Consider the following 26,541-nt stretch of genomic DNA (forward strand, 5'->3'; position numbering starts at 1 on the left):
AGAAGATCGATGAGCAAGCACACCTTCGTCCTCAACGGGAAGCCGGTGACCGTCGACGTCGACGACGACGTGCGGGTCCTGTGGGTGCTGCGTGACGTCCTCGGCGTGCGCGGGCCCAAGTACGGCTGCGGCATCAACGTCTGCAAGGCCTGCACGTCGCACTTCAACGGCAAGGCGTTCAACCCGTGTTCGGTGCGGGTGGCCGACGTCAAGGCCACCGACGAGATCACGACGATCGAAGGCCTGCCCGCCACCGTGGGCGCTGACCTGCACCCGATGCAGGAGGCGTGGCTGCAGTACGACGTCGCCCAGTGCGGCTACTGCCAGCCCGGCCAGATCATGGCCGCGGTCGCCAAGGTGAAGCAGGTCCGCGCGGAGGGCCGGGAAATCGCCGAGAGCGACCTGGACGAGATCCGCAACGTCTGCCGTTGCGGCACCTACGCGCGCATCCGCGAGGCGATCAAGGCCGGCGCCACGAAGATGTAGTCCCGGCGCGGAAGGTGGCCGGAGCCCGCGGGTTCCGGCCACCTTCCGGCGGGTCAGGCCCCTTCGGCCGGGGCGTTGTACCGGGCCGCGAGCGCGGTCCGCGAGCGGACGCCGAGCTTCGCGTAGACGCGGGTCAGGTGGTACTGGACGGTCTTGCTCGACAGGAACAGTTCCGCGGCGACCTCCTTGTTCGACATCCCCTGGGCGACGAGCCGGGTGACGGCCTCCTCCTGCGGCGTCAACGTCGAGTCCGAACGCGCGAGGTGGACGCCGCCGGCCTTCAGTTCGCGGTCACAGCGGTCGACGTAGGTCGTCGCGCCCATCGCGGCGAAGCCGTCGCGAGCGGCGGTGAGGGCGACGTCGGCGCGGGCGCGGCGGCCGAGGCGGCGCAGGGTCTGGCCGTAGCCGAAGTTGATGCGGGCCTGGTCGTAGCGCAGGGGCAGGGTGGCGATCCGCTCGAGGGCTTCGTCGAACGACGCGGTCGCGGCGGCGACGTCGCCCCGGACGCCGTGGAGCCGGCCGCGGGCCGCGGCGAGGCGCGCGCGGGCCGAAGCGTGGTCGCGCTTGGCGGCCAGTTTTTCGTGCGGCACCAGGAACTCGCCGGCTTCGTCGAGCCGGCCGAGCAGGATCAGGGCGTGGGCGTACATGTCGTGCCAGGGCCAGTGGCCGGGCTCGTCCGCACTGGACGACGGCGCCGGGCGGGTGAACGGGTGGAGCGAGCGCAGCACCCCGGCGTGGTCGGCGCGGGCTTCGGCGACGTGGGCCCGCGCCAAGTGGCTCGGGAGGCGCATGATCGGGTAGTCGCTCGCGCCGGGGGCGCTGTGCAGGAGCAGCGCCTCGGCGGTGTCCCACTGGCCGCGCAGCGCGTGCACGGCCACGGCCGTCCACGACAGCAACGGGCCGGTCAGCAGGATTCCGGTGCGCTCCTGCAGGTGCAGGGCATCGCGCACGGTGGTGAGCGCGCTGTCGAGCTCGCCGGTGAGGAACTGCGTGCGCGCCAGCCAGGCGCGGGCCCACAGCGAGATCCGCGCGGAGCCGCCGAGGTAGCTGGTGGGGATCGCGGTTTCGAGGTCGAGGCGGGCGTCGTCGAGCCGGTCGGTGAGCAGGTTGAGCCAGCCCCGCGCCATCGTCGCGCGCTGGGCCTGTGCGCCGTGACGCAGGCGGGTGGTGAGCTGCTCGTAGTCGCGCCGGGCCTGCTTCGCGCGTCCGGTGGCGGCCAACCCGAGGCCGCGGATGGCGGCGGCCTCGACGGCCGGGGGCGTGTCGGCGCCCGCGAGCTCGATGGCGCGGTCGGCCCAGAGGACGAGGTCGCGGCCGTCGTAGCGGGCGAGGGCGTCGAGGACGTAGCGCTGGCAGATGAGGGCTGCGGTGTCCGGGTCGCGCCCGGGGTTGACGATGTCCCACGCGCGGCGCAGCCGGGTGCCCGCTTCGGCGGCGCGGCCGCGGACCACGGCCAGGTAGCCGAGGACGGCGTCCCGCAGCGGGGTTTCGCGGGTGCTTTCGACTTCGGGGACCAGGGCCGCCGCGCGGAAGACGTCGCCGGCGCCGATCAGCGCGTCGACGGCCCGGGTGATGCGGGCCTGCCGCAGCCGGGGGTCGTCGGTCAGCCCGCCGGCGTCGCTGAGCAGGGTCGCGGCGGTGCCCCAGGCGCCTTCGGCGGCTCGCTCCCGGGCCAGGTCGTCCAGCCGGGCGGCGACGGCGGCGTCGGGTACCGGGCTGGCGGCGGCCAGCAGCCGCAGGGCCCGGACCGGGTCGTCGACCAGCTCCGCGGCCCGCCGCTGGAGCGCGGCGCGCCGGGCCGGGCCGAGCTCGCCCAGGACGGCGGCCCGCACCATCGGGTCGGGCGGGCCGGCTTTGGTGAGCCCGCGCGGAGCGAGCCGGACGAGCCCGGCGGCGGCGGTTTCGTCCAGCAGTTCCAGGGGATCGGTGTCGAGTTCGGCCAGGGCGAGGACGTCCTGGACCGGGGTGTCCGTGCCGAGGACGGCCGCCGCTTCGGCGAACCGCCGCGCGGCCGGCGAGCACGCCGCGAGGTCGCGCCGGACGCGCGCGTCGACGACGGCCGGGGCGGGCAGCGTGGGGTCGAACCGGGTCCAGGTCGTCCTGGGCAGCTCGGTGAGCAGCTCCACCACCGGCTTCGGCCGGCCGAGGCTGTGGCGCAGCAGCCGTTCGGCGATCGAGGGGTGGAGCGCGACGCCGTAGGACGCGGCGAGTTCGCTGATCTGCGCGGCGTCCAGCGGCGGGATCAGCGGGTGGTCGGTCGCGATGCGCGGCAGCAGGTCCAGCGCCGCGGCACCGGCGCGGGGGTCGCCGGTGGTGGCGGTGGCGATGACCCGCAGGTGCGCGTCGGAGTGGTGACGCAGGGCGGAGGCCAAGGTCTGCAGGGACGCCTCGTCGGCGAGGTGCGCGTCGTCTATGACGAGCAGGGTGCCGGGCTCGAGCCGGCCGGCGAGTTCGCCGGCGGTCCGGAGCGGCTCGGACGTCGGCAAGCCGGGGAACGCCTGGGTGAGCAGGGCGTACGGGCACCCGGACTCCCACGCCGCCGCGGTCATGCGGTGGCGGGGTCCCTGGTGGCGCTGCGCGAGCTGCTCGGCGATGGCCGACGTGCCGATGCCGGGCGGCCCGGCCAGCAGCACGAACCGGTGGCCGGTCCGGAGGCCCTGCTCCAGGCCGGCCACGAGCTCCGCTCGCCCGATCAGCGGCTCCGCCGGTCGTGTCACGTCCACCTCACGCGGGTTCAGCCGAGGTCGCCCCCGGCCACGGGCAGGACGGTCCCGGTCACGTACGAGGCCTCGTCGGAGGCCAGGAACGCGATCGCCGCGGCCTGCTCGTCCAGCGTGCCGTATCGCTTGAGCAGCGACGACTCGAGCGTCTGGTCGACGTGGGCCCGGAACCACGCCTGCTCACGCTCGGTCTCCAGCGCCGAGCCGCCGCGGGAGACGCGCCGCGCGGGGGCCTCGGTGCCGCCCGGAGCGACCGCCACGACCCGGATCCCCGCCTCGGCGTACTCGAAGGCGAGCGACGCGGTGACGGCGTTGACCCCGCCCTTGGCCGCGGAGTACGGGATGCGGTGGATCCCGCGCGTGGCCGCCGAGGACACGTTGACGATCACGCCGTGGCCCCGGGCCGCCATCGACGGCAGCGTCGCCCGGCAGGAGAACAGGGTGGTCAGCAGCGAGCGCCGGATCTCGGCTTCGATCTCGGCCGGGGAGAACTCGGTGAAGGGCTTGAACCAGATCGCCCCGCCGACGTTGTTGACGAGCACGTCGATCCGGCCGAACCGGGCGAGCGCCGCCTCGGCCACGGCCTGCGCGCCTTCCCACGTCTCCAGGTCGGCGACCACGGCCTGGCCCGCCAGTTCGCCGGCCACGCCTTCGACGAGGTCCGAGCGGTCGGCCAGGACGACCGAGCCGCCTTCGGCCGCGATCCGGCGCGCGGTGCGCTCGCCGATGCCCTGGGCGGCGCCGGTGACGACGACGACCTTGCCGTCGAAGCGGCCGGGCGTGACGAACCCGCGACGGGGGTCCGGGCCGGCCATGGCCCGCCGGGTGGTGACCTTCGAGCGGTCCGCGTGTTCGGCGATGAGCCGCCGGGCGGTGGTGCGGTCGCCGGCTTCGAAGGCAGTCACGATGTCGAGGTGGTCCTGGGTGCAGCGGGGGTGGCACCAGGTGGCGCCCCGCAGCGTGGCTTCCATGTGGCCCTTCACGCCCAGGGCGCGGTAGGCCTGCAGGAGGTGCTCGTTGCCGGTGAGGGTGAACAGGTAGTCGTGGAAGGCCGCGTTCGCCTCGGTGTAGGCGGCGGCGTCGACGAACCGGTCACCGTCCACAAAGGGCACGGCCGATTCGGCGAGCAGCCGGTAGCCCGCGAGCTGCCGGGTGGACAGGCGGCCGATGGTGAGTTCGAGCGCGCCGAGTTCGAGGGCCTGGCGGGCTTCGAACACGGCGTCCGACTCGTGCACCGACGGGTGCTCTTCGCCGATCTCGTAGCGGCCCGGGTCCGTGGGAGCCGGGGGCACGGCGAAGATTTCCTGCCCGGCGAGCGCCCGGGCCGCGGGGTTCGCGAGCACCGGTTCGCCGACGTCGAGCCCGCGCGTGCCGCCGCCGTCGCCGGGCCAGATCGGCTGGCCGGCGATCGTGCGGGCGGTGGCGGCTTCCTCGGCGGCCGGCCGCGCCGCACCACCGTTCAGGGCCGCGAGGGCGGCCTCGGGCAGCACGGTCTGCCCGGCCAGGGTGCGGCTCGCGCCGGGCTGCTCGGCCGGCCGCGGCGCGGGCAGGACGACCGCGGGTTCCGGCTCGGCCACGACCGGTTCGGCGCTGCCGGCGGCGAGGGCGAACTTCTCGAAGTAGAAGCCCGTCGGTTCGAACCCGGCGTCGGAGAAGTGCGTGCGGACGGCCTCGACCATCGGCGGCGGGCCGCAGAGGTAGACGGCGACGTCGCCGTCGTGCAGGTGCTCGTCGCGGATGAGGGTGGTGACGTAGCCCTTGTGGGGTGCGGTGCTGCCCGGGTCGGCCACGCAGTGGTCCCAGGTGAGGTTTTCGACCTGGGCGGCCAGTTCCTCGAGCGTCTCGACTTCGACGAGGTCGTCGTCGGTGCTGACGCCGTAGACCAGGTGGGTGGGCCGCGTCGAGCCCGCCGCGCGCAGCGTGCGCAGGATCGACAGGATGGGCGCGAGCCCGGTGCCGCCGGCCAGCAGCAGCACCGGCCGCTCGGTCTCGCGCAGGAAGAAGCTGCCGTGCGGACCGGTGAACGTCAGTTCGTCGCCCGGCTTCGCGCGCTCGGTCAGGTACTCCGACATCACGCCGCCGGGGGTGAGCTTCACCAGGAACGTCAGGTGCTTCTCGTCCGGGGCGTTGCTGAAGGAGTACGACCGGCTTTCCCCCGTCCCCGGTACGGCGATGTTGACGTACTGGCCGGGCAGGAAGGCGAGCTTGTCCCGCTCCGGCGTCTCGAGCGTGACGGCCACGGTGGTGGGGGAGAGCCGGTCGAGCGCGGTGAGCGTCGCCCGGTAGGTCGCGGCCTGCGTCTTGGCGACCGCCGAGGTACTGGCGATCCGCAGGACCAGGTCGGACCTCGGTTTCATGCTGCACGGCAGCACGTAGCCGCGCTCGGCTTCGTCCGCGGAGAGCGCGTCGTCGAGGTAGGTGCCGCCGTCGAACTCGCCGGACTCGCAGAACGCTTTGCACGTGCCGCAGGCGCCGTCGCGGCAGTCGAGCGGGATGTTGATGCGCTGCCGGTAGGACGCGTCCGCGACGGTCTGGTCCGGCGCGCAGGTGATGAACCGGGTGACACCGTCCTCGAAGGACAGTGCGATCTGGTGCGTCATGGCCGGACCTCAGATGTGGTAGACGTCGACGACGTGGTGGATGTAGTCGTTCTTCAGCACCACGGTCTTGCGGCGGATCAGCGGCGCCGGGCCGGAGAAATCGAGGGTGTAGAACGACGTCCCGTAGTACGGGTCCACGGTCCTGTACCGGAAGTACATGGTGTGCCAGTTGAACCGGACGTCCACGAGGTCCCCGCGCCGCTCGATCAGCTCGACGTTCGTGATGTTGTGGCTGGTCCGCGGTTCCGGGATCGACGTCGCGCTGGAGCGCTCGGTGCGGATCCGGAACACCCGGTCCTCCAGGCCGCCCTTGTCCGGATAGAAGATCAGCGAGATCGACGTCTGGGGGTCTTCGGTGAGCAGGTCGTCGTCGCCCCAGGAGGGCATCCAGTAGACGACGTCGTCGGCGTAGCACGCCAGCCACTTCTCGAACTCGCGGTCGTCGAGGTAGCGGGCTTCGCGGTAGAGGAACTGCTCGATGTCGTGCTGCGTGATCGTCTTTTCGGCGGTGGTCATCGGGTTTCTCCTCGCTCCGCGGCGATCGCGGCCCGCATGGTTTCGCGCCAGTAGCCGTGCTGGACCGGGTACAGGCCTTCGTCCTCGTTCTTCTTGCCCGCCGAGATGACGCCCTTCATGCCGAGGGCCTCGGCGACCTCGTCCGGGCCGGTCAGCCAGTGCCGCGCGCCGCGGCTCATGTCGTTCCAGGGCGCGGCGGTGGCACGGAAGGTGAGCTGGCAGGAGCGGAACTCCTCCAGGTCGTCCGGGGTGGCCATGCCGGAGGCGTTGAAGAAGTCCTCGTACTGGCGGATCCGCCATGCGCGGGCGTCGGCGCTCTCGCCCTTCGGCGCGATGCAGTAGATGGTGACCTCGGTCCGGTCCGGCGCGATCGGCCGGAAGTGCCGGATCTGCGTGGAGAACTGGTCCATCAGGTACACGTTCGGGTACAGGCAGAGGTTGCGGGAACCGCGGACCATGAACTCGCCCTTGGCGTCGCCGAACTTCTCCTTCAGCTCTTCCATGCGGTTCCACAGTGGACGGTCCTGCGGGTTGCCCGCCCAGGTCCACAGGCACAGGTGACCGTTGGGGTAGGACCAGTAGCCGCCGCCGGACTTGCCCCAGCTGCCCGCGTCGAGGGTCTTGGTGCTGTTCTTGGACTCGCCGGTGTTCCGGCGTGCGGTCGTCGCCGCGTAGTTCCAGTGCGTGGCGGTGACGTGGTAGCCGTCGGCGCCGTTCTCGGCCTGGACCTTCCAGTTGCCGTCGTAGGTGTAGGTCGACGCGCCGCGCAGCACTTCCAGGCCGTCGGGGGACTGGTCGACGAGCATGTCGATCACCTTGGTGGTGTCGCCGAGGTGCTCGTCGAGCGTCGTGACGTCGGGGTTGAGGCTGCCGAAGAGGAAGCCGCGGTAGGACTCGAACCGGGCGACCTTCGTCAGGTTGTGCGAGCCGTCGGTGTCGAAGGAGTCGGGGTAGCCGGCGCCGTCGGGGTCCTTGACCTTGAGCAGCTTGCCGTCGTTGCGGAACGTCCAGCCGTGGAACGGGCAGGTCAGCGTGGTGCGGTTGTCGGTCTTGCGGCGGCAGATCATCGCCCCGCGGTGGGCGCAGGCGTTGATCAGGCAGTGCAGTCCGCCGTCCTTGTCGCGCGTGATCACCACGGGCTGACGCCCGATGTAGGTCGTGAAGTAGTCGCCGGGGTTCGCCAGCTGGCTCTCGTGGGCGAGGTAGATCCAGTTGCCTTCGAAGATGTGCTTCATCTCGAGCTCGAAGACCTCTTCGTCGGTGAAGATCCGCCTGTTCGCGCGGTAGACACCCGCCTCGGGGTCTTCGACGACGGCGTCGGCGACGACGGCGGACACGTGCTCCAGCATCTCGGTCATGGATCCTCCAGCGGCGCGGATCGGCTCTGATCGTCCGAACCATGACAGACCGTGCGACCGGTCACACCGGACATCTGCCTAGATCTGACCCAGGGTGCGATTGATAGGTACTGTTTATCAATCGGTCGAAATCAAGTCTTTGTCTTCGATCAGCTTGGTCCATACCGTGAGGAGATCGGCGGCAACGGCTCGTGAGGAGGTTCGCCATGGAACTGCGTCACCTGCGTTACTTCGCCACCGTCGCCGAGACGTGCCACTGCGGCCGAGCAGCTGCACATCGCCCAGCCGGCGCTGTCGCACACCATCCGGCAGCTGGAGGACGAGCTGGGCGTGGCGCTGCTGGCCCGCACGACCCGGCAGGTCCGGGTCACCCCGGCCGGCGAGTTCTTCCTCGCCGAAGCCCAGCGGGTGCTCGCGGCCGTCGACGCCGGGGTGCGCGGCGTCCGGCGGATCGGCGAAGGCAAGCTCGGCCTGGTCCGGATCGGCTTCACCGGGACCGCCGCGTTCTCCCACCTGCCGCACCTGGCCCGGGCGCTCGCACAGCGGGTCCCGCAGGTCGAGCTGGAGGTCCGCGCCGATCTGCTCACGGCCGAGCAGTGCGAGCTCCTCCGCACCGGCACGCTCGGCATCGGCGTGCTGCGCCCGCCGGTCACCGGGGACGACATCGACTTCCGCGTGATCGAGGCCGAACCGCTCATCCTCGCCGTCCCGGCCGACCACCGGCTGGCCGTCGAGCCGGTGGTGGCGATGACCGACCTGCGGGCCGAACCGCTGGTCACCTACACCGGGCGCAACTCGGTGGTGCACGAGGCGGTCGCGCGCAGCTGCCGTGAAGCGGGTTTCACCCCGCGGCAGCAGCACGAGGCCCCCGGCACCGCGGCCCTGCTCGCGCTGGTCGCCGGCGGGCTCGGCATCGGCGTCGTGCCCGCGTCCGCACGGTCCCTGCCGCTGGCGGGCGTCGTCTTCCGGGACCTGGCCGGGGCCGCGACCGTCGAACTCGCGCTGGCCTGGCACCGCGAAACCCCATCCCCGCTCGTCTCGACCGTCCTCGCCGCGCTCGAGGACGTCTTCCCGTCCACCCGACCACCGGCAGAGGTCAGCTGATGAAGATCACGCACGTCGAGGCGATCCCGTTCGCGATCCCCTACCGCAAACCGCTGCGGTTCGCCTCCGGCGAGGTCCACGCCGCCGAGCACGTCCTCGTCCGGGTGCACACCGACGACGGCGTCGTCGGCGTCGCCGAAGCGCCGCCGCGGCCGTTCACCTACGGCGAGACCCAGGCCGGGATCATCGCCGTCGTCGACTCGATCTTCGCGCCGCAGGTCACCGGGCTCAGCCTGCTCGACCGCGAAACCGTCCACACGCGACTCGCCCGCACCGTCGGCAACCCGACCGCCAAGTCGGCGATCGACATGGCCATCTGGGACGCGCTCGGGCGCAGCCTCGACGTCTCGGTGACCGAGCTGCTCGGTGGCTACACCGACCGGATGCGCGTGGCGCACATGCTCGGGTTCGACGAGCCCGCCGCGATGGTCGCCGAAGCCGAGAAGATGCGCCAGACCCACGGCATCACGACGTTCAAGGTCAAGGTCGGCCGCCGCCCGGTGTCCCTCGACACCGCGGTCGTGCGCGCGCTGCGGGAGCACTTCGGCGCCGGCGTCGACCTCTACGTGGACGGCAACCGCGGCTGGACCGCCGCCGAGTCGGCCCGGGCCATGCGGGAAATGGCCGACCTCGACCTGCTCTTCGCCGAGGAACTGTGCCCGGCCGACGACGTCCTCGGCCGCCGGTGGCTCGTCTCGCGGCTGGACGTCCCGTTCATCGCCGACGAGTCCGCCGTGACGCCCGCTGACGTCACCCGCGAGGTCCTCGGCGGCTCGGCGACGGCGGTGAGCATCAAGACCGCCCGGACCGGCTTCACCCGGTCGCAGCGCACCCACCACCTCGCCGAGGGCCTCGGCCTGGAAGTCGTGATGGGCAACCAGATCGACGGCCAGCTCGGCTCCCTGTGCACGGTCGCCTTCGGGGCCGCCTTCGAGCTGACCTCACGCCGCGCGGGCGAGCTGTCCAACTTCCTCGACATGACCGACGACCTGCTCACCGAGCCGCTGTGCATCAGCGACGGCGAACTCGCCGTCCGGCCCGGCGCCGGCCTCGGCGCGTCGATCGACCCCGAAAAGCTCCGGCGCTACCGCCAGGACCACTGACCCCACCACGAATCAAGGAGGATTCATGACCGCCATCCACGAGACCGCCACCGCCGCGGCTTCGGGCGCCAACGCCACCGAGCGCTTCAAGAGCGACAAGTTCGCTGGCGTCGCCGGGACACCGCCTGAGCGCGTCAGCCTGCTCGCGCGTGAAGTCCTCGAAGCCGTGCACGGCACGATCCGCAAGCACAAGGTCAGCTACGACGAGTACAACGCGCTCAAGTCCTGGCTGATCGGCGTCGGCGAAGACGGTGAATGGCCGCTGTTCCTGGACGTCTGGGTCGAGCACGTCGTCGAAGAGGTCGCGACCGAACACCGCGAGGGCAACAAGGGCACCATCGAAGGCCCGTACTACGTCCCCGACGCTCCCGAGCAGGGCGCCCGCGGCTCGGTCCCGACGCGGGAGAACGAGCCCGGCACCCCGCTGACGTGGACCGGCCAGGTCACCTCGACCGACGGGTCCGCGGTGGCCGGGGCGAAGGTCGAGCTGTGGCACGCCGACGCCGACGGCTTCTACTCCCAGTTCGCGCCGAACATCCCGGAGTGGAACCTGCGGGCGTCCTTCACCGCCGACGAGTCCGGCCGCTTCGAGATCCACACGGTCCGCCCGGCCCCGTACCAGATCCCCACGGACGGCGCGTGCGGCAAGCTGATCGCGGCGGCGGGCTGGCACGCGTGGCGCCCGGCGCACCTGCACGTCAAGGTGTCGGCCCCGGGCCACGAACTGCTGACGGCCCAGCTGTACTTCCCGGGCGACGAGCACAACGACGACGACATCGCCTCGGCGGTCAAGCCGGAACTGCTCCTGAACCCCCGCCCGGTGAACGGCGGCGAGGCCATCGAATACGGCTTCGTCCTCGACCCGGAGCGGTCCTGATGCTGTACCACGTCCGCATGGACGTCCACCTGCCGGCGAACCTGGACCCGGCCACGCGAGCGGACCTCATCGAGCGTGAGAAGGCGTACAGCCAGAGGCTGCAGCGCGAAGGCAGGTGGCCGCACCTGTGGCGGATAGCCGGGGAGTACGCGAACTTCTCGGTACTGGACGTCGCCGACCACGACGAGCTGCACGCACTGTTGTCGGGGTTGCCGTTGTTCCCGTACATGGACATCGACGTCACCCCGCTGGCCGCGCACCCGTCGAAGATCGCGGACTGACCGGCGGGTCAGGACGACGGCAGGATTCCCGCGACGGCGGTGCCGAGGGCGGTCGCCTCGTCGCAGGGACGGTCCGTTGCTCTCTTCGCCGCGACGTCCACGTCGACGAACTCCGTGATCGTCTTTCCCGGGCCCGCTGGGAATTCCCGGTAGGACACCTGGATCGCGCAGTGCTGCGTCGATTTCTCCGTCATGAACAAGGGGTGGCCGGAAGGCGAACTCAACGGCGTGGTCGCGGGGGGCCGTTCGCTCCGGTCGAACCGGACGGTCACTGTGGTCCCGGTGGCGGCCGTCCACTGGCAGGACCAGTTGCCGAAGCCGGGTTTCGGGGGGCCCAAGGCCGGTTGAGCCCGGTCGAGCGTCTTGCACGCGTTCGCGCCGATCAAGGACTGGCGTGGCAAGCTGCTCGCCCGCGTCGGCAGCCCGTGCTGGCGGAAGACCGTCGCCGCTTCGGCCATCAGGGTGTCGGCGAGTGCGCACGGGTCGCCGTCCCGGTCGACGGCGTCGATGATCGCCACGATGTCCTCGCGCAGCGGGGTGGTCCGCTCGCAGCTGTCGACAACGACCAGGTCGGCGCTCGACCGGGGCTGGTGCGCGGTGGCGAGCGTGAGGGCGACCTCGGCCACTCGACGTCCGTCGCGCGTGACCGATGCCGTGCAGTGGTCGAACGTGCCGGTCGTGTCGTCGAGTTCCGTCCGGCCGAGCGCGTCCAGGGTTCCGGTGTCGAGCAGCCCGCAGGGATCGGCCACCGCGAAGGGCGGCCCGGAACCGCCGTCGGAGGCGGCGACCCCGATGACCGCCGACGGCAGTGTGTTCAGCATGAAGAACCCCGCGCCCAGGACCAGAACCGTGGCCGCGGACAGCGCCCCGACGAGGCCCTTGCCCCACCGCCGGGCCGTTACGCGGGCTCGGGGTGACCGCACGACGTAGCTGTCCGGCGTCTCTTCGGGGGTGAACGCGGGCGATGCGTCCGTCATCGCGGCGACCAGCCGCGGCAGCCGGTGGGCCGGGAGCCGGTGGGCGGGCGCCGGGGAGTCGGCGAGCGCGTGGAGCACGCGCCGGGGTACTGAAGGGGGCACGGTGTCAATCGCCTCCGCCGATTTCGCGGGCAGGCTCTTCCGGGGGCAGCAACCGAATGGCGTACCGGCAGGCTTTTTTCACCACGACCGGTGCGCCGGCCCCGAACCCGAAGGCGACGAAGCCGTTGGAAATGATCGTGGTCGTCGCGAGTGCGGCCGTCGCGGCGGTGGCGATGCCCAGGTGCAGCCCGACCGAGGTGGCGTAGAGGCCGCCGCCCGGCCCGTCGGGCGGCGTCCACGGCCACTTCTTGGCCCGCTCACTCGCTTCGAGCAGCAGGAGGGCCCGGTTCGCCGCCGCGCCGATCAGGCCCCAGAGGGCGTACTGCCACATGGCGACGAACCCTAGTTCAGGACGGCTCGCGTCCTGTCGCCGAATCGGTGAACGGGCCGTTTCCGGCGTCCGGCGGAAGTCATTTCGAAAGACCGGAAAAGTGCGCGCCGGTAATGGTTTGTCGAACTTCGGGTGGTGAATCTCCGTCAGCGCAGTTCGCGCTTGAGGACCTTGCCGGTCGACGTCATCGGGAACGCGTCGCGGAACTCCACCAGCCGCGGGTACTTGTAGCCCGCCATGCGCTCCTTGCCCCACGCCACCAGTTCGGCCTCGGTCACCGTCGCGCCCGGGCGGCGGATGACGAACGCCTTGACCTCCTCGCCGTGACTCGGGTGCGGAACACCGACCACCGCGACCAGGCTCACCGCCGGGTGCGTCATCAGCACCTCTTCCAGCTCGCGCGGGTACACGTTGAAGCCGCCGCGGACGATCATGTCCTTGGCCCGGTCGACGATGAAGTAGTAGCCGTCCTCGTCGCGGGTGGCGATGTCGCCGGTGCGGAACCAGCCGTCGTGGATCGCCGCGGCGGTCGCCTCGGGCCGGCCGAGGTAGCCCTTCATCACGTTGTGCCCGCGGATCGCGATCTCGCCCGCCTCACCCTCGGGGACCTCGGTCCCGTCCTTGCCGACCAGTTTGACGTCGATGCCCCAGACCGGCTGGCCGATCGAACCGGGCTTCGCGACGCGGCCGGGGTGGTTGAACGTCGCGACCGGGCTCGTCTCGGACAAGCCGTATCCCTCGCGGATCCGGACGCCGTAGATCTTGTGGACCTGCTCCAGGATCTCCACCGGCAGCGCGGCGCCGCCGGACACCGCCATCCGCAGCGTGCCCGAGATGGCGTCCAGGTCGAACGCGGCCGGGTCGGCGCCGGCCAGGCCCCAGTACATCGTCGGGACGCCCGCGAAGAACGTCACTTTCTCCTGCTGCATCAGCGAAAGCGCCGCGCGGGCGTCGAAACGGGGGAGCAGCACCAGCGTCGCCCCCTCGCCGAACCCGGCGTTGAGCTGGACGCTCTGACCGAAGGAGTGGAACAGCGGCAGCGTCACGAGGTGGACGTCGTGCTCGACCGTGCCGAAGAGCTTGTGGCAGGTCAGGGCGTTCAGGACCATGTTGGCGTGCGTCAGCTCGGCGCCCTTCGGCGTGCCGGTCGTGCCGCTCGTGTAGAGGACGACGGCGGTGTCGGCGGGTTCGGTGGCGGCCGTTTCGAACGACGTCGGGCCGGTCAGGGTGTCCACAAAGGACTCGTCGACGAGGAAGAAGTGCTCGCACGACGGCGTCGCGCCGAACCCGGCCCGGCCTTCTTCGCCGAGCGGCAGCCCGGGTCCGCCGGCGAAGCAGAAGAACGCCTTCGCACCGGAATCGGCCAGGTGGTAGGCGATCTCGCGGCCCTTGAGCAGGACGTTGAACGGCACGACGGCCGCACCGGCCTTGAGGATCCCGTAGTAGACGACCGGGAACGCGGGGATGTTGACCGAGGCGAGCGCGACCTTGTCGCCGCGGCCGATCCCGCGGGACCGGAGCAGGTGGGCGACCTGGTTGGCGGCGGCGTTCACCTCCCGGTAGGTCAGCCGGGTCTCCCCGGCGACGAGCGCGTCGCGGCCCGGCAGGGTGGCGGCGCTCTCTTCGAGCATCATGGCGAGGTTCAGCATCGGAGCGGCTCCGTTCAGGACAGGAAGCGGTGGATGAGGGGGACGAGCTCGGCGGCGTGCGTGAGCAGGGCGAGGTGACCGCCGCCGGAAACGATGTGGACGGTGCCGTGGCGCAGCAGCCGCGCCATCAGCTTGGCGTTGACGGCCGGGATGATCGGGTCGTCATCCCCGGCCACGAGCAGCACGCGCTGCCGCAGTTTCGGCAGGTACCAGGCGCTGGTCCAGCCGGCCCCGGCGACGATCTGCCAGTAGTAGCCGAGCGGGTCCGGCGCCCGGGTGGCTTCGGCGAAGTGCGCGGCGACGCCGGGGTCCGTGCCGAACCCGCCGCCGTAGATCCGGCGGCCGGTCTCGCGCAGGTGCGCCGGGCCGAAGTACCGCAGCGGGCTGGCCAAGGTGAGCAGCACCGACGGTTTCGCCGGCACCATCACCATGCCCATACTGGTCGCGCACAGCACGACCCGCCGGACCAGCCACGGGCGGCGGTGCGCGAACTCCTGGGCCAGCGCGCCGCCCCACGAGATGCCGAGGACGTCCACCTCGTAGTAGCCCAGCTCGGTGACGAGGTCGGCGAGCATCCGCGCCAGCTGCGGCATCCGGCGCGGCAGCCGGGTGGTCGGCGAGCCGCCGGTGCCCGGCATGTCGAACCGGATCACCGGGACCCGCCGCCCCGGCTGGGCGGCGAGACCGTCGACCAGCGGCTCCAGCAGCTCGAGGTTCGCCCCGATGCCGTTGCACAGCAGCAGGGGCGTGCCCTCGCCGGGCCGGTGGTCGACGTGCAGGACGACCCCGCGCACGCGGACCGTGGTCATGCGCGGACGTACCGGCCGGGCGCCGCCTCGATCGGCGGGTGCTTCGCACTGCCGACGGCCGCCGGGGCGTCGACCTGCTTGCCCGCGCGCTCGCCGAGCCACTCCATCCAGCGCGGCCACCAGCTGCCGCTCACCTTGGTGGCGCCGGCCTTCCACGCTTCGGCCGACTCCGGGTTGTCGGCGTTGTGGAAGTAGGCGGCCTTCGGGTTGCCGGGCGGGTTGAGGATGCTCTGGATGTGCCCGGAGCTGCTCAGCGCGAATTCGACGTCGCCGCCGAGCCGGCGGGCCGAGCGGTAGCAGGCGGCCCACGGCGTGATGTGGTCGGTGGTGCCGGCCATCACGAACGCGTCCGCGGTGATCTTGCCGAGGTCCAGCGGGGTGCCGTCGACGACGACCGCGCCCGGGCGGGCCAGGGAGTTGTCGCGGTAGATGTCGATCAGCTGGCCGTGGAACGCGGCCGGCAGCCGGGTGGTGTCGTTGTTCCAGTAGAGGATGTCGAACGCGGGCGGTCGCTTGCCGAGCAGGTAGTTGTTCACCCAGTAGGACCAGATGAGGTCGTTGGGGCGCAGCAGGTTGAACACCCGGGCCAGCTCGCGGCCGTCGAGCACGCCGTTGACGTGGGAGTGGCGCTTCGCCGCGGCCAGGGTCTCCTCGCTGGCGAACACGCCGAGCAGGGTCTTGTCCTCGGCCATGTCGAACACGCTCACGAACAGCGTCAGTGCGTGGATCACCGGCTTGCCGCGCGCGGCGAGGTGGGCGGCCAGCGACACCGACGTGATCCCGCCGGAGCAGGCGCCGGTGAGGGTGACGTCGGGGCTGCCGGTGATCTCGCAGACGGCGTCGATCGCCGCTTCGAGCGCGCCCAGGTAGGTCACCAGCTCCCAGTCGCGCTGCTCGGCGGTCGGGTTGCGCCAGCTGACCACGAACACCTGGTGCCCCTGCTCCAGCGCGTACTTGACCAGGCTCTTCTCCGGCGAGAGGTCGAAGACGTAGAACTTGTTGATCTGCGGCGGCGCGATGACCAGCGGCCGCGACCAGACCTGCTCGGTGCGCGGGACGTACTGGATCAGCTCCAGGACCTCGGTGCGGAAGACGACCGAGCCTTCGGTGGTGGCGAGGTTCCCGCCGACGGTGAACCGTTCGGTGTCGACCTGGCTCGGGAAGCCGCCGTTGCGGCGGACGTCACCGGCGAAGTGCCGCGCGCCTTCCACGGCGCTCTCGCCGCCGGTGTCGATGAACCGCTTGACCGCGGCCGGGTTCAGCGGCAGGTTGCTCGGCGACAGCGCGTCGAGCGCGAGCGACAGCACGAACCTCGCCCGTTCACGGTCCACTTCGGACAGTTCGCTGCCGCCCAGCCAGGCGTCCAGCTCGGCGTCGGCCGCGAGGTAGACACCGAGCAGCCGGCGGTAGAGGAAGTTCTGCGTCCAGGCCGAGTCGCTGAAGCGCCGGTCCTTCGGGCCGGGCACCAGCTCGCCGCGACCGCGGGCGGCGGCGACCGCGGTCCTGGCCAGGTGGCGCAGGCTCGCCGTCGTGTGCTTCGGGTGCTTGACGGCCTCGCCGACGACCGTGCGCAGCGAGTCCAGGAGGTCCTTGCGGCGGAAGCCGACGATGGGGTTGGGGCCGCCGATGGCGTCGGCGGCCACGCTCGGGGATGACATGGGTTCTCCTTAAACGAAAGCGGACCGGCCGGTGAGCGCCCGGCCGACGATGAGGGTGTTCATTTCGCGCGTGCCCTCGTAGGAGTGGATGGCCTCGGCGTCGGCGACGAACCGGCCGACCTCGTGCTCCAGGAGGATCCCGTTGCCGCCCATGAGCTCGCGGGCCATGCCGACGGTCTCGCGCATCTTGGTGGTGCAGAAGGCTTTCGCGAGCGAAGCCTGTTCCTCGGTCAGCTTCCCGGCGTCCTGCAGCCGGGACAGCTGCGCGACCAGGCAGAGCGAAGCGGTGATGTTGCCGAGCATCTTCACCAGCAGGTCCTGCACGAGCTGGAACCCGCCGATCGGGCGGCCGAACTGCTCGCGTTCCTTGGCATAAGCGAGCGCGCGCTGGTACGCGCCGAGGGAGCAGCCGACGGCCTGCCACGCCACCGACGTCCGGGTCATCCGGAGCACGGCCGCGGTGTCGGCGAAGGTGTTCGCGTGCTGCAGGCGGTTGCTCTCCGCGACACGGACGTCCTCGAGGAGGATGTGCGCGTTCTGCACGGTCCGCAGCGCGATCTTGCCTTCGATCTTGGTCGGGGTGAACCCGGGCGTGTCCTTCTCGACGAGGAAGCCCTTGACCTGGCCGTCCTCGACGTCCTTGGCCCAGATGACGACGACGTCGGCGAAGGTGGCGTTGCCGATCCACTTCTTCTCGCCGTTCAAGACCCATTCGCCGCCTTCGCGGCGGGCGGTGGTCTTGAGACCGCGGGAAGCGGCGGAACCGACGTCCGGCTCGGTGAGGCCGAACGCGCCGATCTTTTCGAACCGGTGCATCGGCGGCAGCCACCGAGCCTTCTGCTCTTCGGAGCCGCAGAGGTAGATCGAACCCATGGCGAGGCCGGTGTGCACGCCGAAGAACGTCGCGAACGACGGGTCGGTGCGGGCCAGGTCGAGGGTGACGAAGCCGTCGAGCAGGCTCGTGCGGCCGGGCAGGCCGTAGCCGGTGTAGGAGAGGCCGCCGACGTCGAGCTTGCCGAGCGGCGCGACGAGGTGGTGGGGGAAGCGTTCCCGCGCCCAGTGCCAGGTGGCGACCGGCGCCACCTCGTTGTCGAGGAACTCGCGCAGCCGGTGCAGCAGGTCGCGGTCCTCGGCCGGGAGGTCGTCGGCCAGGAGGTAGAAGTCCGTGGTGTCCATGCGGATGAAGGTAGGTTTCCGCGCTGGTCGGCACCCCTGTCCAAGGTTAGGGTTCGGGGTTATGCAGGTGGTGGCGACGAAGCTGCTGGTGCCGCCGGCCCGCCCGGGCACGGTCGCCCGGGGGCGGCTGCTGCGCCTGCTCGACGCGGTGCCCGCGCACCCGGTCACCCTCGTCACCGCGCCGGCCGGGTTCGGCAAGACGACGCTGGTCAGCGCGTGGCTGCGGGACTTCGGGGGCCGCTCGGCCTGGCTGACCCTCGACGAGGACGACGACGTCCCCGGCCGGTTCCTCGACTACCTCGTCACCGCGCTCGGCGCCGGCCGCACGCTGCTGGACTCCGGCACCGCGTCGACGCCCGCGGTGATGACCGGGCTCGTCAACGACCTGGTCGGCGAGGAGCGCGTCCTCGTGCTCGACGAGGTCCACCTGCTCGCCGAACCGGAGATCCTCGACGCGCTGACCTTCCTCGTCGAGCACTGCCCGCCCGGGCTGCACCTGGTGCTGCTCGGCCGCACCGAACCCGACCTGCCCCTCGCACGGTGGCGCGGCAGGGGCCTGCTGGCCGAGCTCGGCGCGGCCCAGCTGCGGTTTTCGCCGGAGGAGGCCGCCGGGCTGCTCGCCGCCGTCACCGGCCGGGCGGTCGACGCGGCCGTGGTCGGCGAGCTGAACCGCCGCGCCGAGGGCTGGGCGGCGGCGCTGCAGATGCTGGGCATCGGCCTGCGCGACGGCACCACGGCGGCGCCGTCGGTGCGGCTGCAGCCGGGCAACCGGTACGTGCTGGACTACCTCGCCGAGGAGGTGCTGGCCGGCCAGCCCGCCGACGTCCGCGACTTCCTGCTCCGCACGAGCGTGCTCGAGACGCTGTCGTCGCCGCTGTGCGACGCCGTCACCGGGCGGACCGGCAGCGACCGGGTGATCCGGGACCTCGAGCGGGCCAACCTGTTCCTCACGCCGATCGACGACGCGGGGGAGTGGCACCGCTACCACGGGCTGTTCGCCGGCTACCTGCGTGGCGAGCTGGCCCCGGACGTCGCCGTCGAGTCCCACGCGCGGGCGGCGCGCTGGTTCTCGGCGCGGGGGATGCCGGCCGAGACGATCCGGCACGCGGTGCCCGGCCGCGAGATCGGGCTGGCCGTCGCGACCGTGCGCGAGCAGGCCGAGGACCAGGTCCGGCGGGGCGAGCTGGCGACGTTGCTGTCGTGGCTCAACCGGCTGCCGGAGGACGAGCTGCGCGCGCAGCCCGACCTCGCCGGGTTCAAGGGCTGGCTGCTCTACCTCGGCGGGCGCGCCGACGACGCCGAGGCGTACGCCGCGATCGCCGACGCGGGCATGGGGCCCGGCGCACCCGTGCTCGACCAGGCGATGCTCCGGACGTTCCAGGCCTACCTGGCGCTGACGCACGGCCGTCCCGCCGACGCGGCCGGGCTCGCGACCGCGGCGCTGGACCTGCTCGGCGACAGCACGTCGTTCTTCCGCGCGGCCGCGATGGGCGTGCTGGGCCAGGCCCGGCGGCTGACCGGCGACCGGCGCGGCGCGATCGAGGTGCTGCGCGAGGCCGTCCGGCTGGGGGAGCGCAGCGGCAACCCGCTGAGCGCGCTGGAGGCCACCGGCTACCTCGCGCCGCTGCTGTACGTGCAGGGCCGGCTGCGTGAAGCCGTCCTGCTGTGCCGCGACGCGCTGCGCGGGCACCCTTCCGCGCCGATGGCCGGCCTGGCCGAGGTGCCGCTCGGGACGTTGCTCTACGAACGCGACGAACTCGCCGAAGCCCGCCGGTGCCTGGTCGAGGGGATCGCCCGGTGCGAACAGCTCGGCACGACGTCGTACACGCTGCTGGGCCTGCGGACCCTGGCGCGGCTGCACCACGCGGCCGGCCGGGTCGACGAGGGGTTCGAGGCGCTGCTGGCCGCGCGCCGCCAGGCGGACGCGGCCGAGGACTACCGCCGCGCGCGGCTGGTGGTGGCGACGATCGCGGAGCTGCACCTGCGCTCCGGCAACGTCACGGCGGCTTCGCAGGCGTTCGACGAGATCACCGGCGACCCACCGTCCTCTTCGGACTACGAGCAGCTGACCCGCGCGCGGCTCCTGCTGGCGCGCGGCTCGCCGTCGGAGGCCCTGGACGTGCTGGGCGTGATCGAAGAACGCGCCCGCGAGGAAGGCCGGGACGGCAGCCTGGTGGCGATCCTCGTCGCGAGCGCGCTGGCCCGGCGCGACGCGCGCGACCTGCTCGCCGAGGCGGTCGGGATCGCCGCCCCGGACGGCTACCGCCGCACGTTCCTCGACGAAGGCGCGGCGCTCGTCCCGCTGCTGAAGGACGTCCGCGCGACGGCCCCGGAGTTCGTGTCCGACCTCCTGTCCCGGTTCCGGGGCACGCCCGCGGTGGCAGCACGGGGTTCGGAGCTGCGGACGGTCGAGGGCGTCGGCGTGGTCGAGACGCTGACCGAAACGCAGCGGCGGATCCTCGGGCTGATCGCTACGGGGATGTCGAACCAGCAGGTGGCCGACAAGCTGTTCATCACGGTCGGCACCACGAAGTGGCACCTGAACCAGATCTTCGGCCGGCTCCAGGCCCGCAACCGCACGGAAGCCGTCGCCCGGGCCCGCGAGCTCAACCTCCTGTAGAGGCCCCGCGAAAGGCGAGCCGCGGCAGACCGCTTGGCCGCTCGCCGAAGCGGGCTGACGACTGTCCGATCAGGACGCCTCGGAGGCGTCAGCAGGCGTAGTGGATCCTCGTGTAGCCGACGTACAGCGAACCGTAGTCCTGCAGGCTGCCGCTGCTGATGTCCACGGTCGTGCCGCGGTCGCCGACCGTGTTGCTCGCCCAGAGCGGTTCGCCGCCTCCGGTGTACACGACGAGGTTGCCGTCGCGCTGGTAGGTGGCGTAGCTGCCGGGCCAGCCATTGGTGTTGGACGCCCAGCACGCGTGCTTGCCGTTGATGAGCCAGTACTCGACCAGGTTGCCGTCCGCCTGCATCTCGAGCGTGAAGTTGTGGTCCCCGGAGGTGATGTAGTCGCCGGCAGCCAGCACGTCCCCTCTGAGGAGGTAGGTGCCGTGGTTGGCCGCCGGCGCGGCGTTCGCGGTCGCCGTCAACGGATTCATGAGGAGCGCGCAGAGGGCGGCGACGCCTGCCAGTCGAGTGATCAGCTTTGTTCGCATGGGTTCCAGCGTTGCGGGGGGCGGCGAGCCGCGGCAAGCCTTTCCAAGGTCGTCGAAACGCTGCCCGCGCCTGGCCTGTTCGTGGGTATTCTCGGCGGTGGCTGCAATCCCGGTGCTGCAAAGACGGGCGACCGGGTGGCGGACACCGGGAGTTTCCGTCACTCGCGCCCGTACCAAGCGAGCAGGCCCGCAGCCGTTCGCAGATCTCGGACAGCTCCGCGACGACCTCGTCGGTTGCCCGCTTCGCGGTTAAGCCATTCCTGCGCGAGCGCGGCCAGGGCGTTTCCGGCGTGACGGCCGGGGTTGCGCGCGTGTGGCACATCACACTCCCAGTGCACGTGACGAGACCGTGGCCGTCTTTCCCGGTGAGAGGACTTTCGGTGAAAAGATCACCGATCGAGGGAGGGAGCACACCATGAACCGCATCGGACTCGTCCGGACCGCCACCGTTTCCGGCCTGGCCGCCGCGCTCGGGCTGGCCGCCGCCGTGCCCGCGCTGGCCGCGCCGGGGCCGGAACCGGTCACCGTCGCCGCCGACCTGAACGGGGACGGGCAGCTCGAGACCGTCACCGACCGGATCGTCGGGGACGGCGACCAGCTGGTCTCGGCCACTGTGAACGGCACCTACACGTCGATCCACCTGCCGGCCGACAGCCAGTTCGGCATCGACGCGCCCCGGGTGACCGACCTCAACGGGGACGGCCGGGCCGAGCTGGTCATCACCCAGTCGGTGGGGGCGAACACCACGTTCTTCTCCGTGCTGCACTTCGACGGCCGCGCCCTGAGCCAGGTCGTGGGGGCCGACGACAAGCCGTTCTCGGTCGCCGAAGGCGGCGGGGTCGCCGCGCACCTGGGCTACACCTGCACGCCGTTCGAGGGTGGCCGGGCCTTCACGACCGTCGCTTCTGAGAACGACGACGTCAGCCGTCCGACCGACCGGTTCACCTACTCGGGCACCCGCACGACGTACACCCTGCGTGACGGCGCCTTGAGCGTCCAGGACACGACGCCGTTCAGCGGCGTCCCGACGACGGACCCGCTGCTCGCCGCCGACCCCGGCAGCTGCGCCTGACCGAGCACGATGGCCGTGGGCACCGCCCACGGCCATCGTCGTGTCCGGAGACGGCGGGATCGGCCAGGCTGTGCCGACCGCAGCCGCGCCGGCGCGAGCTGGTCCCGGTCCCGACGCGGGCTACGCCGAGGTCGGTCTGCTGGCACGTGACGACCCTGCCGATCGAGCGGCGTTCGGGCGCGGCCGACTCGTTGCGGCGCTTCCTCGGCACCCCGGCGGCGATGCAGGTGATGCGCCCCTGGGCAGCGGCGTTCCGCTTCCGGCCCCGGTGTACATGACGATCTGGTGTTGTGCGGTGCCGGACCTGCCCCCTGAGCGGGCCCGGCACCGCATCCCCGTGCCGCCCTCGGGCCCCCCGGCCGTCGGACGACTGTCCCCGCACGCTCTCCCGTGCACCGGTGAAACCCCGACGGCCCGCGCGCGTGATGTGCGTTGGCGCGGTGACCACCCGGCCGGGTTAGCCCAGGCCGCGGACCGTTCAGCGCACCAGGCCGGATTCCCAGGCCCACACCGCGATCTCCGTGCGGTTGCGGGCTTCGATCTTGCGCTGGATCGAGGCGAGGTGCGTCTTCACCGTCGACAGGGAGATCGTCAGCTCCTCGGTGATCTCGGCGTTCGTGCGGCCGCGGGCGACGGCCTTGGTGACGTCGAGTTCGCGCTGGGTCAGCGCGGGTTCGGCCTGGCGCGCGCGGCGGCCCGCCGGGGTGGCCGTGAAGTGGGCCAGCAGGCGCGTCGTGATCGAAGGGGAGACGAGAGTTTCGCCGTTCGCGGCCGCGTGGACCGCTTCCACCAGGAGGCGGGGGCCCGCGTCCTTCAGCAGGAAGCCGCAGGCGCCGGAGCAGAGGGCCTCGTGGACCAGCTCGTCGAGGTCGAACGTCGTGACGACCAGGACACGCAGCGGGTCCTCGACGTCGGGGCCGGCCAGTTGCCGGGTGGCGGCGAGGCCGTCGACCAGGGGCATCCGGATGTCCATCAGCGTGACGTCCGGGCGCAGCTCCTGGGCCAGCTCGACCGCCTGCTTGCCGTTCTCCGCCTCGCCCACCACTTCGAGGCCGGGTTCCCGCTCCAGGATCAGCCGGAAGCCGGTGCGCACCATGGCCTGGTCGTCGGCCAGCAGGATTCGCAAGGTCAGCCCCCTTCCGGCGGCCGGGCCGCGGCGACGCCGCCCGGCAGCGGCAGCTCGGCGAGCACCCGCCAGCCGCGCTCGCCGTGTTCCCCGGCGACCAGCCGGCCGTCCAGGGCCGCGATCCGCTCGCCCATCCCGATCAGGCCGTACCCGCCCGCCGAACGGCGCGCCCGCCCCGGCCGGAGCCCGTCGTTGCCGACCTCGACCCGCAGGTACCGCCCGTCGTCCCCGGGCTCGACCACCACGGTGACGCGCCGGGCGTCGGGCGCGTGCTTCCGCACGTTGGTCAGCGATTCGAGCACCACCCGGTGGACGGTCGACACGGTCTCCGGAGCCACGGCGAGGTCCGCCAGCCCGGGCGCCAGCCGCACTGTGACACCGTCGTCGTCACCGACCGCGGCTTCGACCGTCTCGGCCAAGCCGGTCGTGCCGACCGGTAGTACGTGCCCGGGGCTGCGCAGCATCATGACCAGCCGCCGGACCGCGCCGAGCGCCTCCGCGCCGGCGTGCTCGATCTCCTTGATCAGGTCGTGCTCGGGTCCTTCGGCGAGGATCACGCCGGCGGCCTGGGTGCGGACGACGACCCCGGTGATGTGGTGCGCCACCAGATCGTGCAACTCCCGAGCCAGCTCGAGCCGCTCCCGATCACGGGCGGCCGCCAGGGCGGCCTCGCGGCGGGCGTCGCCGTCGCGCAGGATCAGGCCGATCATGACGCTGCCGCCCCACAGCAGGGCCCAGAGGACCGCGAGGGTGAGCGTCGTGGAGGAGTCGCCGTACCGCAGCACCGGCGCGAACGCCATCGCCAGCCCACCGAGCACCGCAAGCGCGGCGGCGTGCCCCCGGGGCAGCCGGTGGCAGGCCGCTCCGACCAGCAGCATCAACGCCACGACCTCGGGATCGCCACCGAACTTCGCGGCGGGTGCGGCGAAGAAGCCCACGGCGCTGGTGGCCAGCGAGAGCCCGATTCCGGCGCCGGCCAGTGCTGCGGTCCGTTCTGGAAATCGCCGTCGTAGCAGGGCGAGCGCCCCGAGGACCGCGCCGACGCCGAAGTAGAGGAGCTCGCCTGCGGGGGCCGGGGCGTCGACGATGAGCCGGCGCACGATCAGCTCGAGGTTCAGCCCGCCGAGGACCACGATCTCGACGATCACCAGGCCGCGGAGGGGCTTCGGAACGGTGGTCGGGAGCACGTGGGCCGTCCTTCCTGCGGGTGCCGAGGGCCGGGGTGATCATCATGCCGGAGTGGCCGGGTGGGGTGCCTGGCGCGTGGCCCGGGTTCACGACGCTGGTGCCGTGCGGCGAACTCAAGCCTGCGTGCCCGGCTTGATGATCGCCGGGGTGCCGGGCACGCGGCCGCTGTGGCTGAGGCCGAGCGGCGCAATGGTGGGTCGCCCTGATGACCGGTCTCTGGGTGCTGTCGGGCGGGCCGGGTTCCGGCGGTTGACGCCGAACGGCGAACTCAAGCTTGCCTTGCCCGGCTTGCTTGGAGAACGGTCGCCGGTCGCCGGTCGCCGGTCGCCGGTCGCCGGTCGCCGGTCGCCGGGTGCCAGGTGCCGGGTGCCGGGTGCGCGGCCGGTGACGCCGAACGGCGTGCGGGAGGTAGCGTTCGCTGCCCGTGCTGCCCGTGCTGCCCGTGCTGCCCGCGCCTGCCTGGTCGGCCGCGCCTGCCTGGGTCTGCTGCGCCCGCCTGGCTCACGGCGCCCGCCTGGCCTGCCCCGGTCCGCCGCGCCCGGCCCGGCCCGGCGCCGCCCGCCTGGCCCGGCGCTGCCCGCCCGGCCTGGTCCGTCCGGTCCGGCGCCGCCCGCCCGGGCTGGTCCGACCGGCCCGGCGCCGCCCGCCTGGCCCGGTGCCGCCCGCCTGGCCCGGCGCCGCCCGCCTGGCCCGGCGCTGCCCGGCCCGGCCTGGCGCTGCCCGGGATCGCAGCGGACCCGGGCAGCGCCGGGCTTAGCGGGGTTCGGCCGCGCACGTCACGTCGTGGTCTGGGCGTTGGCCCGTGGTCAGGTATGCAGTCGCCACTGTGTCGGCGCACTGGTTGCCCACGTACGGGTAGACGCCGTGGCCGCCTGCGTTGACCGTTGCCATTCGGGCTCGGGTGCCGAATGCTTGGCGCAGCTGGATGGCGCCGGCCAAGGGGGTTGCCGGGTCGCGCTCGTTCTGCAGCATCAGGACGTTCGATGGGCCTTGGTCGCCGATGCGGACTGGGGGTTCGGCTGGCGCCGGCCAGAATGCGCACGGCTGGATGTTGGCTCCGGCCGCGCCGAACATCGGGTGGCGCAACCGGTCGATTGCCACCGCTGCCTGGTAGGTGGCCACCGATCGCGGCCAGCGGGAGTCGGCGCAGATCGTGTAGTAGCGGCCTGAGATCAGGTTGTCCACATTGGACGGCTCGCCGCCCGGGAGCGGGGGGAGCGGCTGGTCGGTGTCGAGTGCCTGCCAGAGCTTGGCCACCAGGGGCATCGCCGCGTCGTTGAAGAGGAAGCCCCAGGTGAGCATCCGGAACGTCGGGCCGTCGATGTCCCGGACCGCGGCCTTGTCCAGCCTCGCGGCGAGGTCGAAGTACTTCGCCGTGACCTGTTCCGGGGTGCTGCCCAGGTGGTAGGTGGCGTCCTGGGTGGCGGCGAACTTCGCGAAGTCCGGGAAGCGGTCGTCGAAGCCCTGGGCGTAGAGCCGGTCGTTCGCGAAGTCCCAGCCGGTCGGGTGGACGTTGCTGTCGAGCAGGATCCGGTCGCCGCGGTCGGGGAACAGGGTTGCGTACACCGCGCCGAGGTAGGTGCCCCACGAGTAGCCGGCGAAGGACGTCTTCTCCTCGCCGAGCGCGGCCCGGATCCGGTCCATGTCGCGTGCGGTGTCGGCCGTGCTGACGTGCGGCAGCATCCACGCCGACTGCGAAGTGGCGCACTGGCGGGCGATCGCCTTCGACTGCTCGGCCCGCTTCGCCACGTCCGCGGCGTTGCGTGCGTAGGGCGGCACGTTGCCCGGAGCCTGTTGCTCCGGGGTCAGGGCGCACGTCACCGGCGTGCTGTGCCCGAACCCGCGCGGGTCGAAGCCGATCAGGTCGTAGCTGTCCAGCACGCTCTGCGGCAGCTTCGCCGCCACCAGTTCGGCCGGGAACTTCAGCCCCGGCGACGGACCACCGGGGTTGGTCAGCAGGATCCCCCGGCGCTGCCCCGGGTTCTTGCTCGCGAGCCGGGAGATCGCGACGTCGATCTGCCGGCCGCCGGGATCTCCGTAGTCCAGCGGGACCTTGATCGTCGAGCACTCCAGGCCGGGCGCGGCGGCGTCCGCCGGGCACGGTCCCCACCGCACGCCGCCCGGCGCCGCCGCCGCGGGCACCGCGGCGAGCGTTGTCCCCAGGACGCCGATCGCGAGCGCGATCGACCACGTCTTCCCCATCCGAAACCCCTCCTCCGAACGACGCCCGAGCGCCGTGACCTGTGAGCGAAT

The 26,541-nt window shown here is 72.1% G+C and carries 20 protein-coding genes and 1 pseudogene; 7 read left to right on the forward strand and 14 right to left on the reverse strand.

The features are described from left to right. The first annotated feature begins 9 nt into the window (after positions 1-9). On the forward strand, positions 10-486 hold the full coding sequence (locus tag ACWEN0_RS22690; RefSeq protein ID WP_451976720.1) for a (2Fe-2S)-binding protein: 477 nt from the start codon (positions 10-12) through the stop codon (positions 484-486). A gap of 53 nt (positions 487-539) precedes the next feature. On the opposite strand, the gene ACWEN0_RS22695 is transcribed toward ACWEN0_RS22690, so the two are convergent. Genes ACWEN0_RS22695 through benA form a run of 4 tightly spaced genes read right to left on the reverse strand, consistent with a single transcriptional unit; the run spans position 540 to position 7,680 of the window. Then, entirely contained in the window at positions 540-3,203 is a 2,664-nt protein-coding gene (locus ACWEN0_RS22695) for a LuxR C-terminal-related transcriptional regulator (protein ID WP_451976723.1), read from the reverse strand. Between the two features lie 17 nt (positions 3,204-3,220). After that, on the reverse strand, positions 3,221-5,806 hold the full coding sequence (gene benC, locus ACWEN0_RS22700; RefSeq protein WP_451976726.1) for a benzoate 1,2-dioxygenase electron transfer component BenC: 2,586 nt from the start codon (positions 5,804-5,806) through the stop codon (positions 3,221-3,223). Between the two features lie 9 nt (positions 5,807-5,815). Continuing rightward, on the reverse strand, positions 5,816-6,322 hold the full coding sequence (gene benB, locus ACWEN0_RS22705; protein ID WP_451976729.1) for a benzoate 1,2-dioxygenase small subunit: 507 nt from the start codon (positions 6,320-6,322) through the stop codon (positions 5,816-5,818). Beyond that, complete coding sequence (benA, locus tag ACWEN0_RS22710; RefSeq protein ID WP_451976732.1) at positions 6,319-7,680, reverse strand: benzoate 1,2-dioxygenase large subunit; 1,362 nt, start codon at positions 7,678-7,680, stop codon at positions 6,319-6,321. The genes benB and benA overlap by 4 nt, the downstream gene beginning before the upstream one ends. Positions 7,681-7,886: 206 nt before the next feature. Here benA and ACWEN0_RS22715 point away from each other — a divergent pair. The 4 genes and pseudogenes from ACWEN0_RS22715 (at position 7,887) to catC (ending at position 11,045) form a co-directional block, all read left to right on the forward strand. Beyond that, a pseudogene (locus tag ACWEN0_RS22715) lies at positions 7,887-8,784 on the forward strand (LysR family transcriptional regulator). Continuing rightward, a complete protein-coding gene (locus tag ACWEN0_RS22720) occupies positions 8,784-9,887 on the forward strand; it encodes a mandelate racemase/muconate lactonizing enzyme family protein (protein ID WP_451976735.1) in 1,104 nt (367 codons plus the stop codon). The pseudogene ACWEN0_RS22715 and the gene ACWEN0_RS22720 overlap by 1 nt, the downstream one beginning before the upstream one ends. Before the next feature lie 25 nt (positions 9,888-9,912). Beyond that, positions 9,913-10,764 carry a catechol 1,2-dioxygenase gene (gene catA, locus ACWEN0_RS22725; protein WP_451976738.1) on the forward strand — a complete coding sequence of 284 codons (852 nt, stop codon included), beginning with the start codon at positions 9,913-9,915 and terminating at the stop codon, positions 10,762-10,764. Continuing rightward, positions 10,764-11,045: a muconolactone Delta-isomerase gene (gene catC, locus ACWEN0_RS22730; RefSeq protein WP_451976741.1), complete on the forward strand. Its 282-nt coding sequence runs from the start codon at positions 10,764-10,766 to the stop codon at positions 11,043-11,045. The genes catA and catC overlap by 1 nt, the downstream gene beginning before the upstream one ends. Positions 11,046-11,053: 8 nt before the next feature. On the opposite strand, the gene ACWEN0_RS22735 is transcribed toward catC, so the two are convergent. The 6 genes from ACWEN0_RS22735 to ACWEN0_RS22760 form a co-directional block, all read right to left on the reverse strand. Next, entirely contained in the window at positions 11,054-12,124 is a 1,071-nt protein-coding gene (locus ACWEN0_RS22735; RefSeq protein WP_451976743.1) for a hypothetical protein, read from the reverse strand. 4 nt (positions 12,125-12,128) lie between these two features. Then, the gene (locus ACWEN0_RS22740; RefSeq protein WP_451976746.1) at positions 12,129-12,455 is read right to left on the reverse strand and encodes a hypothetical protein; all 327 of its coding nucleotides are present in this window, start codon (positions 12,453-12,455) and stop codon (positions 12,129-12,131) included. A gap of 146 nt (positions 12,456-12,601) precedes the next feature. Then, positions 12,602-14,104: a long-chain-fatty-acid--CoA ligase gene (locus ACWEN0_RS22745; protein WP_451976749.1), complete on the reverse strand. Its 1,503-nt coding sequence runs from the start codon at positions 14,102-14,104 to the stop codon at positions 12,602-12,604. A gap of 14 nt (positions 14,105-14,118) precedes the next feature. Then, a complete protein-coding gene (locus tag ACWEN0_RS22750; RefSeq protein ID WP_451976753.1) occupies positions 14,119-14,913 on the reverse strand; it encodes an alpha/beta fold hydrolase in 795 nt (264 codons plus the stop codon). Next, on the reverse strand, positions 14,910-16,571 hold the full coding sequence (locus ACWEN0_RS22755) for an alpha/beta fold hydrolase (protein ID WP_451976756.1): 1,662 nt from the start codon (positions 16,569-16,571) through the stop codon (positions 14,910-14,912). The genes ACWEN0_RS22750 and ACWEN0_RS22755 overlap by 4 nt, the downstream gene beginning before the upstream one ends. Before the next feature lie 9 nt (positions 16,572-16,580). Further along, positions 16,581-17,747, reverse strand: coding sequence for an acyl-CoA dehydrogenase family protein (locus ACWEN0_RS22760; protein WP_451976758.1), 1,167 nt, complete (start codon positions 17,745-17,747; stop codon positions 16,581-16,583). A gap of 61 nt (positions 17,748-17,808) precedes the next feature. On the opposite strand from ACWEN0_RS22760, the gene ACWEN0_RS22765 reads away from it, so the two are divergent. After that, the gene (locus tag ACWEN0_RS22765) at positions 17,809-20,367 is read left to right on the forward strand and encodes a LuxR C-terminal-related transcriptional regulator (protein WP_451976761.1); all 2,559 of its coding nucleotides are present in this window, start codon (positions 17,809-17,811) and stop codon (positions 20,365-20,367) included. An 88-nt stretch (positions 20,368-20,455) separates the two neighbouring features. On the opposite strand, the gene ACWEN0_RS22770 is transcribed toward ACWEN0_RS22765, so the two are convergent. After that, positions 20,456-20,902: a hypothetical protein gene (locus tag ACWEN0_RS22770; protein ID WP_451976764.1), complete on the reverse strand. Its 447-nt coding sequence runs from the start codon at positions 20,900-20,902 to the stop codon at positions 20,456-20,458. Positions 20,903-21,317: 415 nt separating this feature from the next. Between ACWEN0_RS22770 and ACWEN0_RS22775 the strand changes: the two genes are divergently transcribed. Continuing rightward, entirely contained in the window at positions 21,318-21,974 is a 657-nt protein-coding gene (locus ACWEN0_RS22775) for a VCBS repeat-containing protein (RefSeq protein ID WP_451976767.1), read from the forward strand. 478 nt (positions 21,975-22,452) lie between these two features. Here ACWEN0_RS22775 and ACWEN0_RS22780 read toward each other — a convergent pair whose 3' ends face one another. The 3 genes from ACWEN0_RS22780 to ACWEN0_RS22790 all read right to left on the reverse strand — a co-directional run bounded on the left by ACWEN0_RS22780 (position 22,453) and on the right by ACWEN0_RS22790 (position 26,490). After that, entirely contained in the window at positions 22,453-23,106 is a 654-nt protein-coding gene (locus ACWEN0_RS22780; protein ID WP_451977138.1) for a response regulator, read from the reverse strand. Next, positions 23,103-24,287 carry a sensor histidine kinase gene (locus tag ACWEN0_RS22785; protein WP_451976770.1) on the reverse strand — a complete coding sequence of 395 codons (1,185 nt, stop codon included), beginning with the start codon at positions 24,285-24,287 and terminating at the stop codon, positions 23,103-23,105. The genes ACWEN0_RS22780 and ACWEN0_RS22785 overlap by 4 nt, the downstream gene beginning before the upstream one ends. A gap of 754 nt (positions 24,288-25,041) precedes the next feature. After that, positions 25,042-26,490, reverse strand: a complete 1,449-nt coding sequence (locus tag ACWEN0_RS22790) for an alpha/beta hydrolase (protein ID WP_451976773.1) — start codon at positions 26,488-26,490, stop codon at positions 25,042-25,044. Between the last annotated feature and the right edge of the window lie 51 nt (positions 26,491-26,541).

It is taken from the genome of Amycolatopsis sp. NPDC004378, from assembly GCF_053602455.1.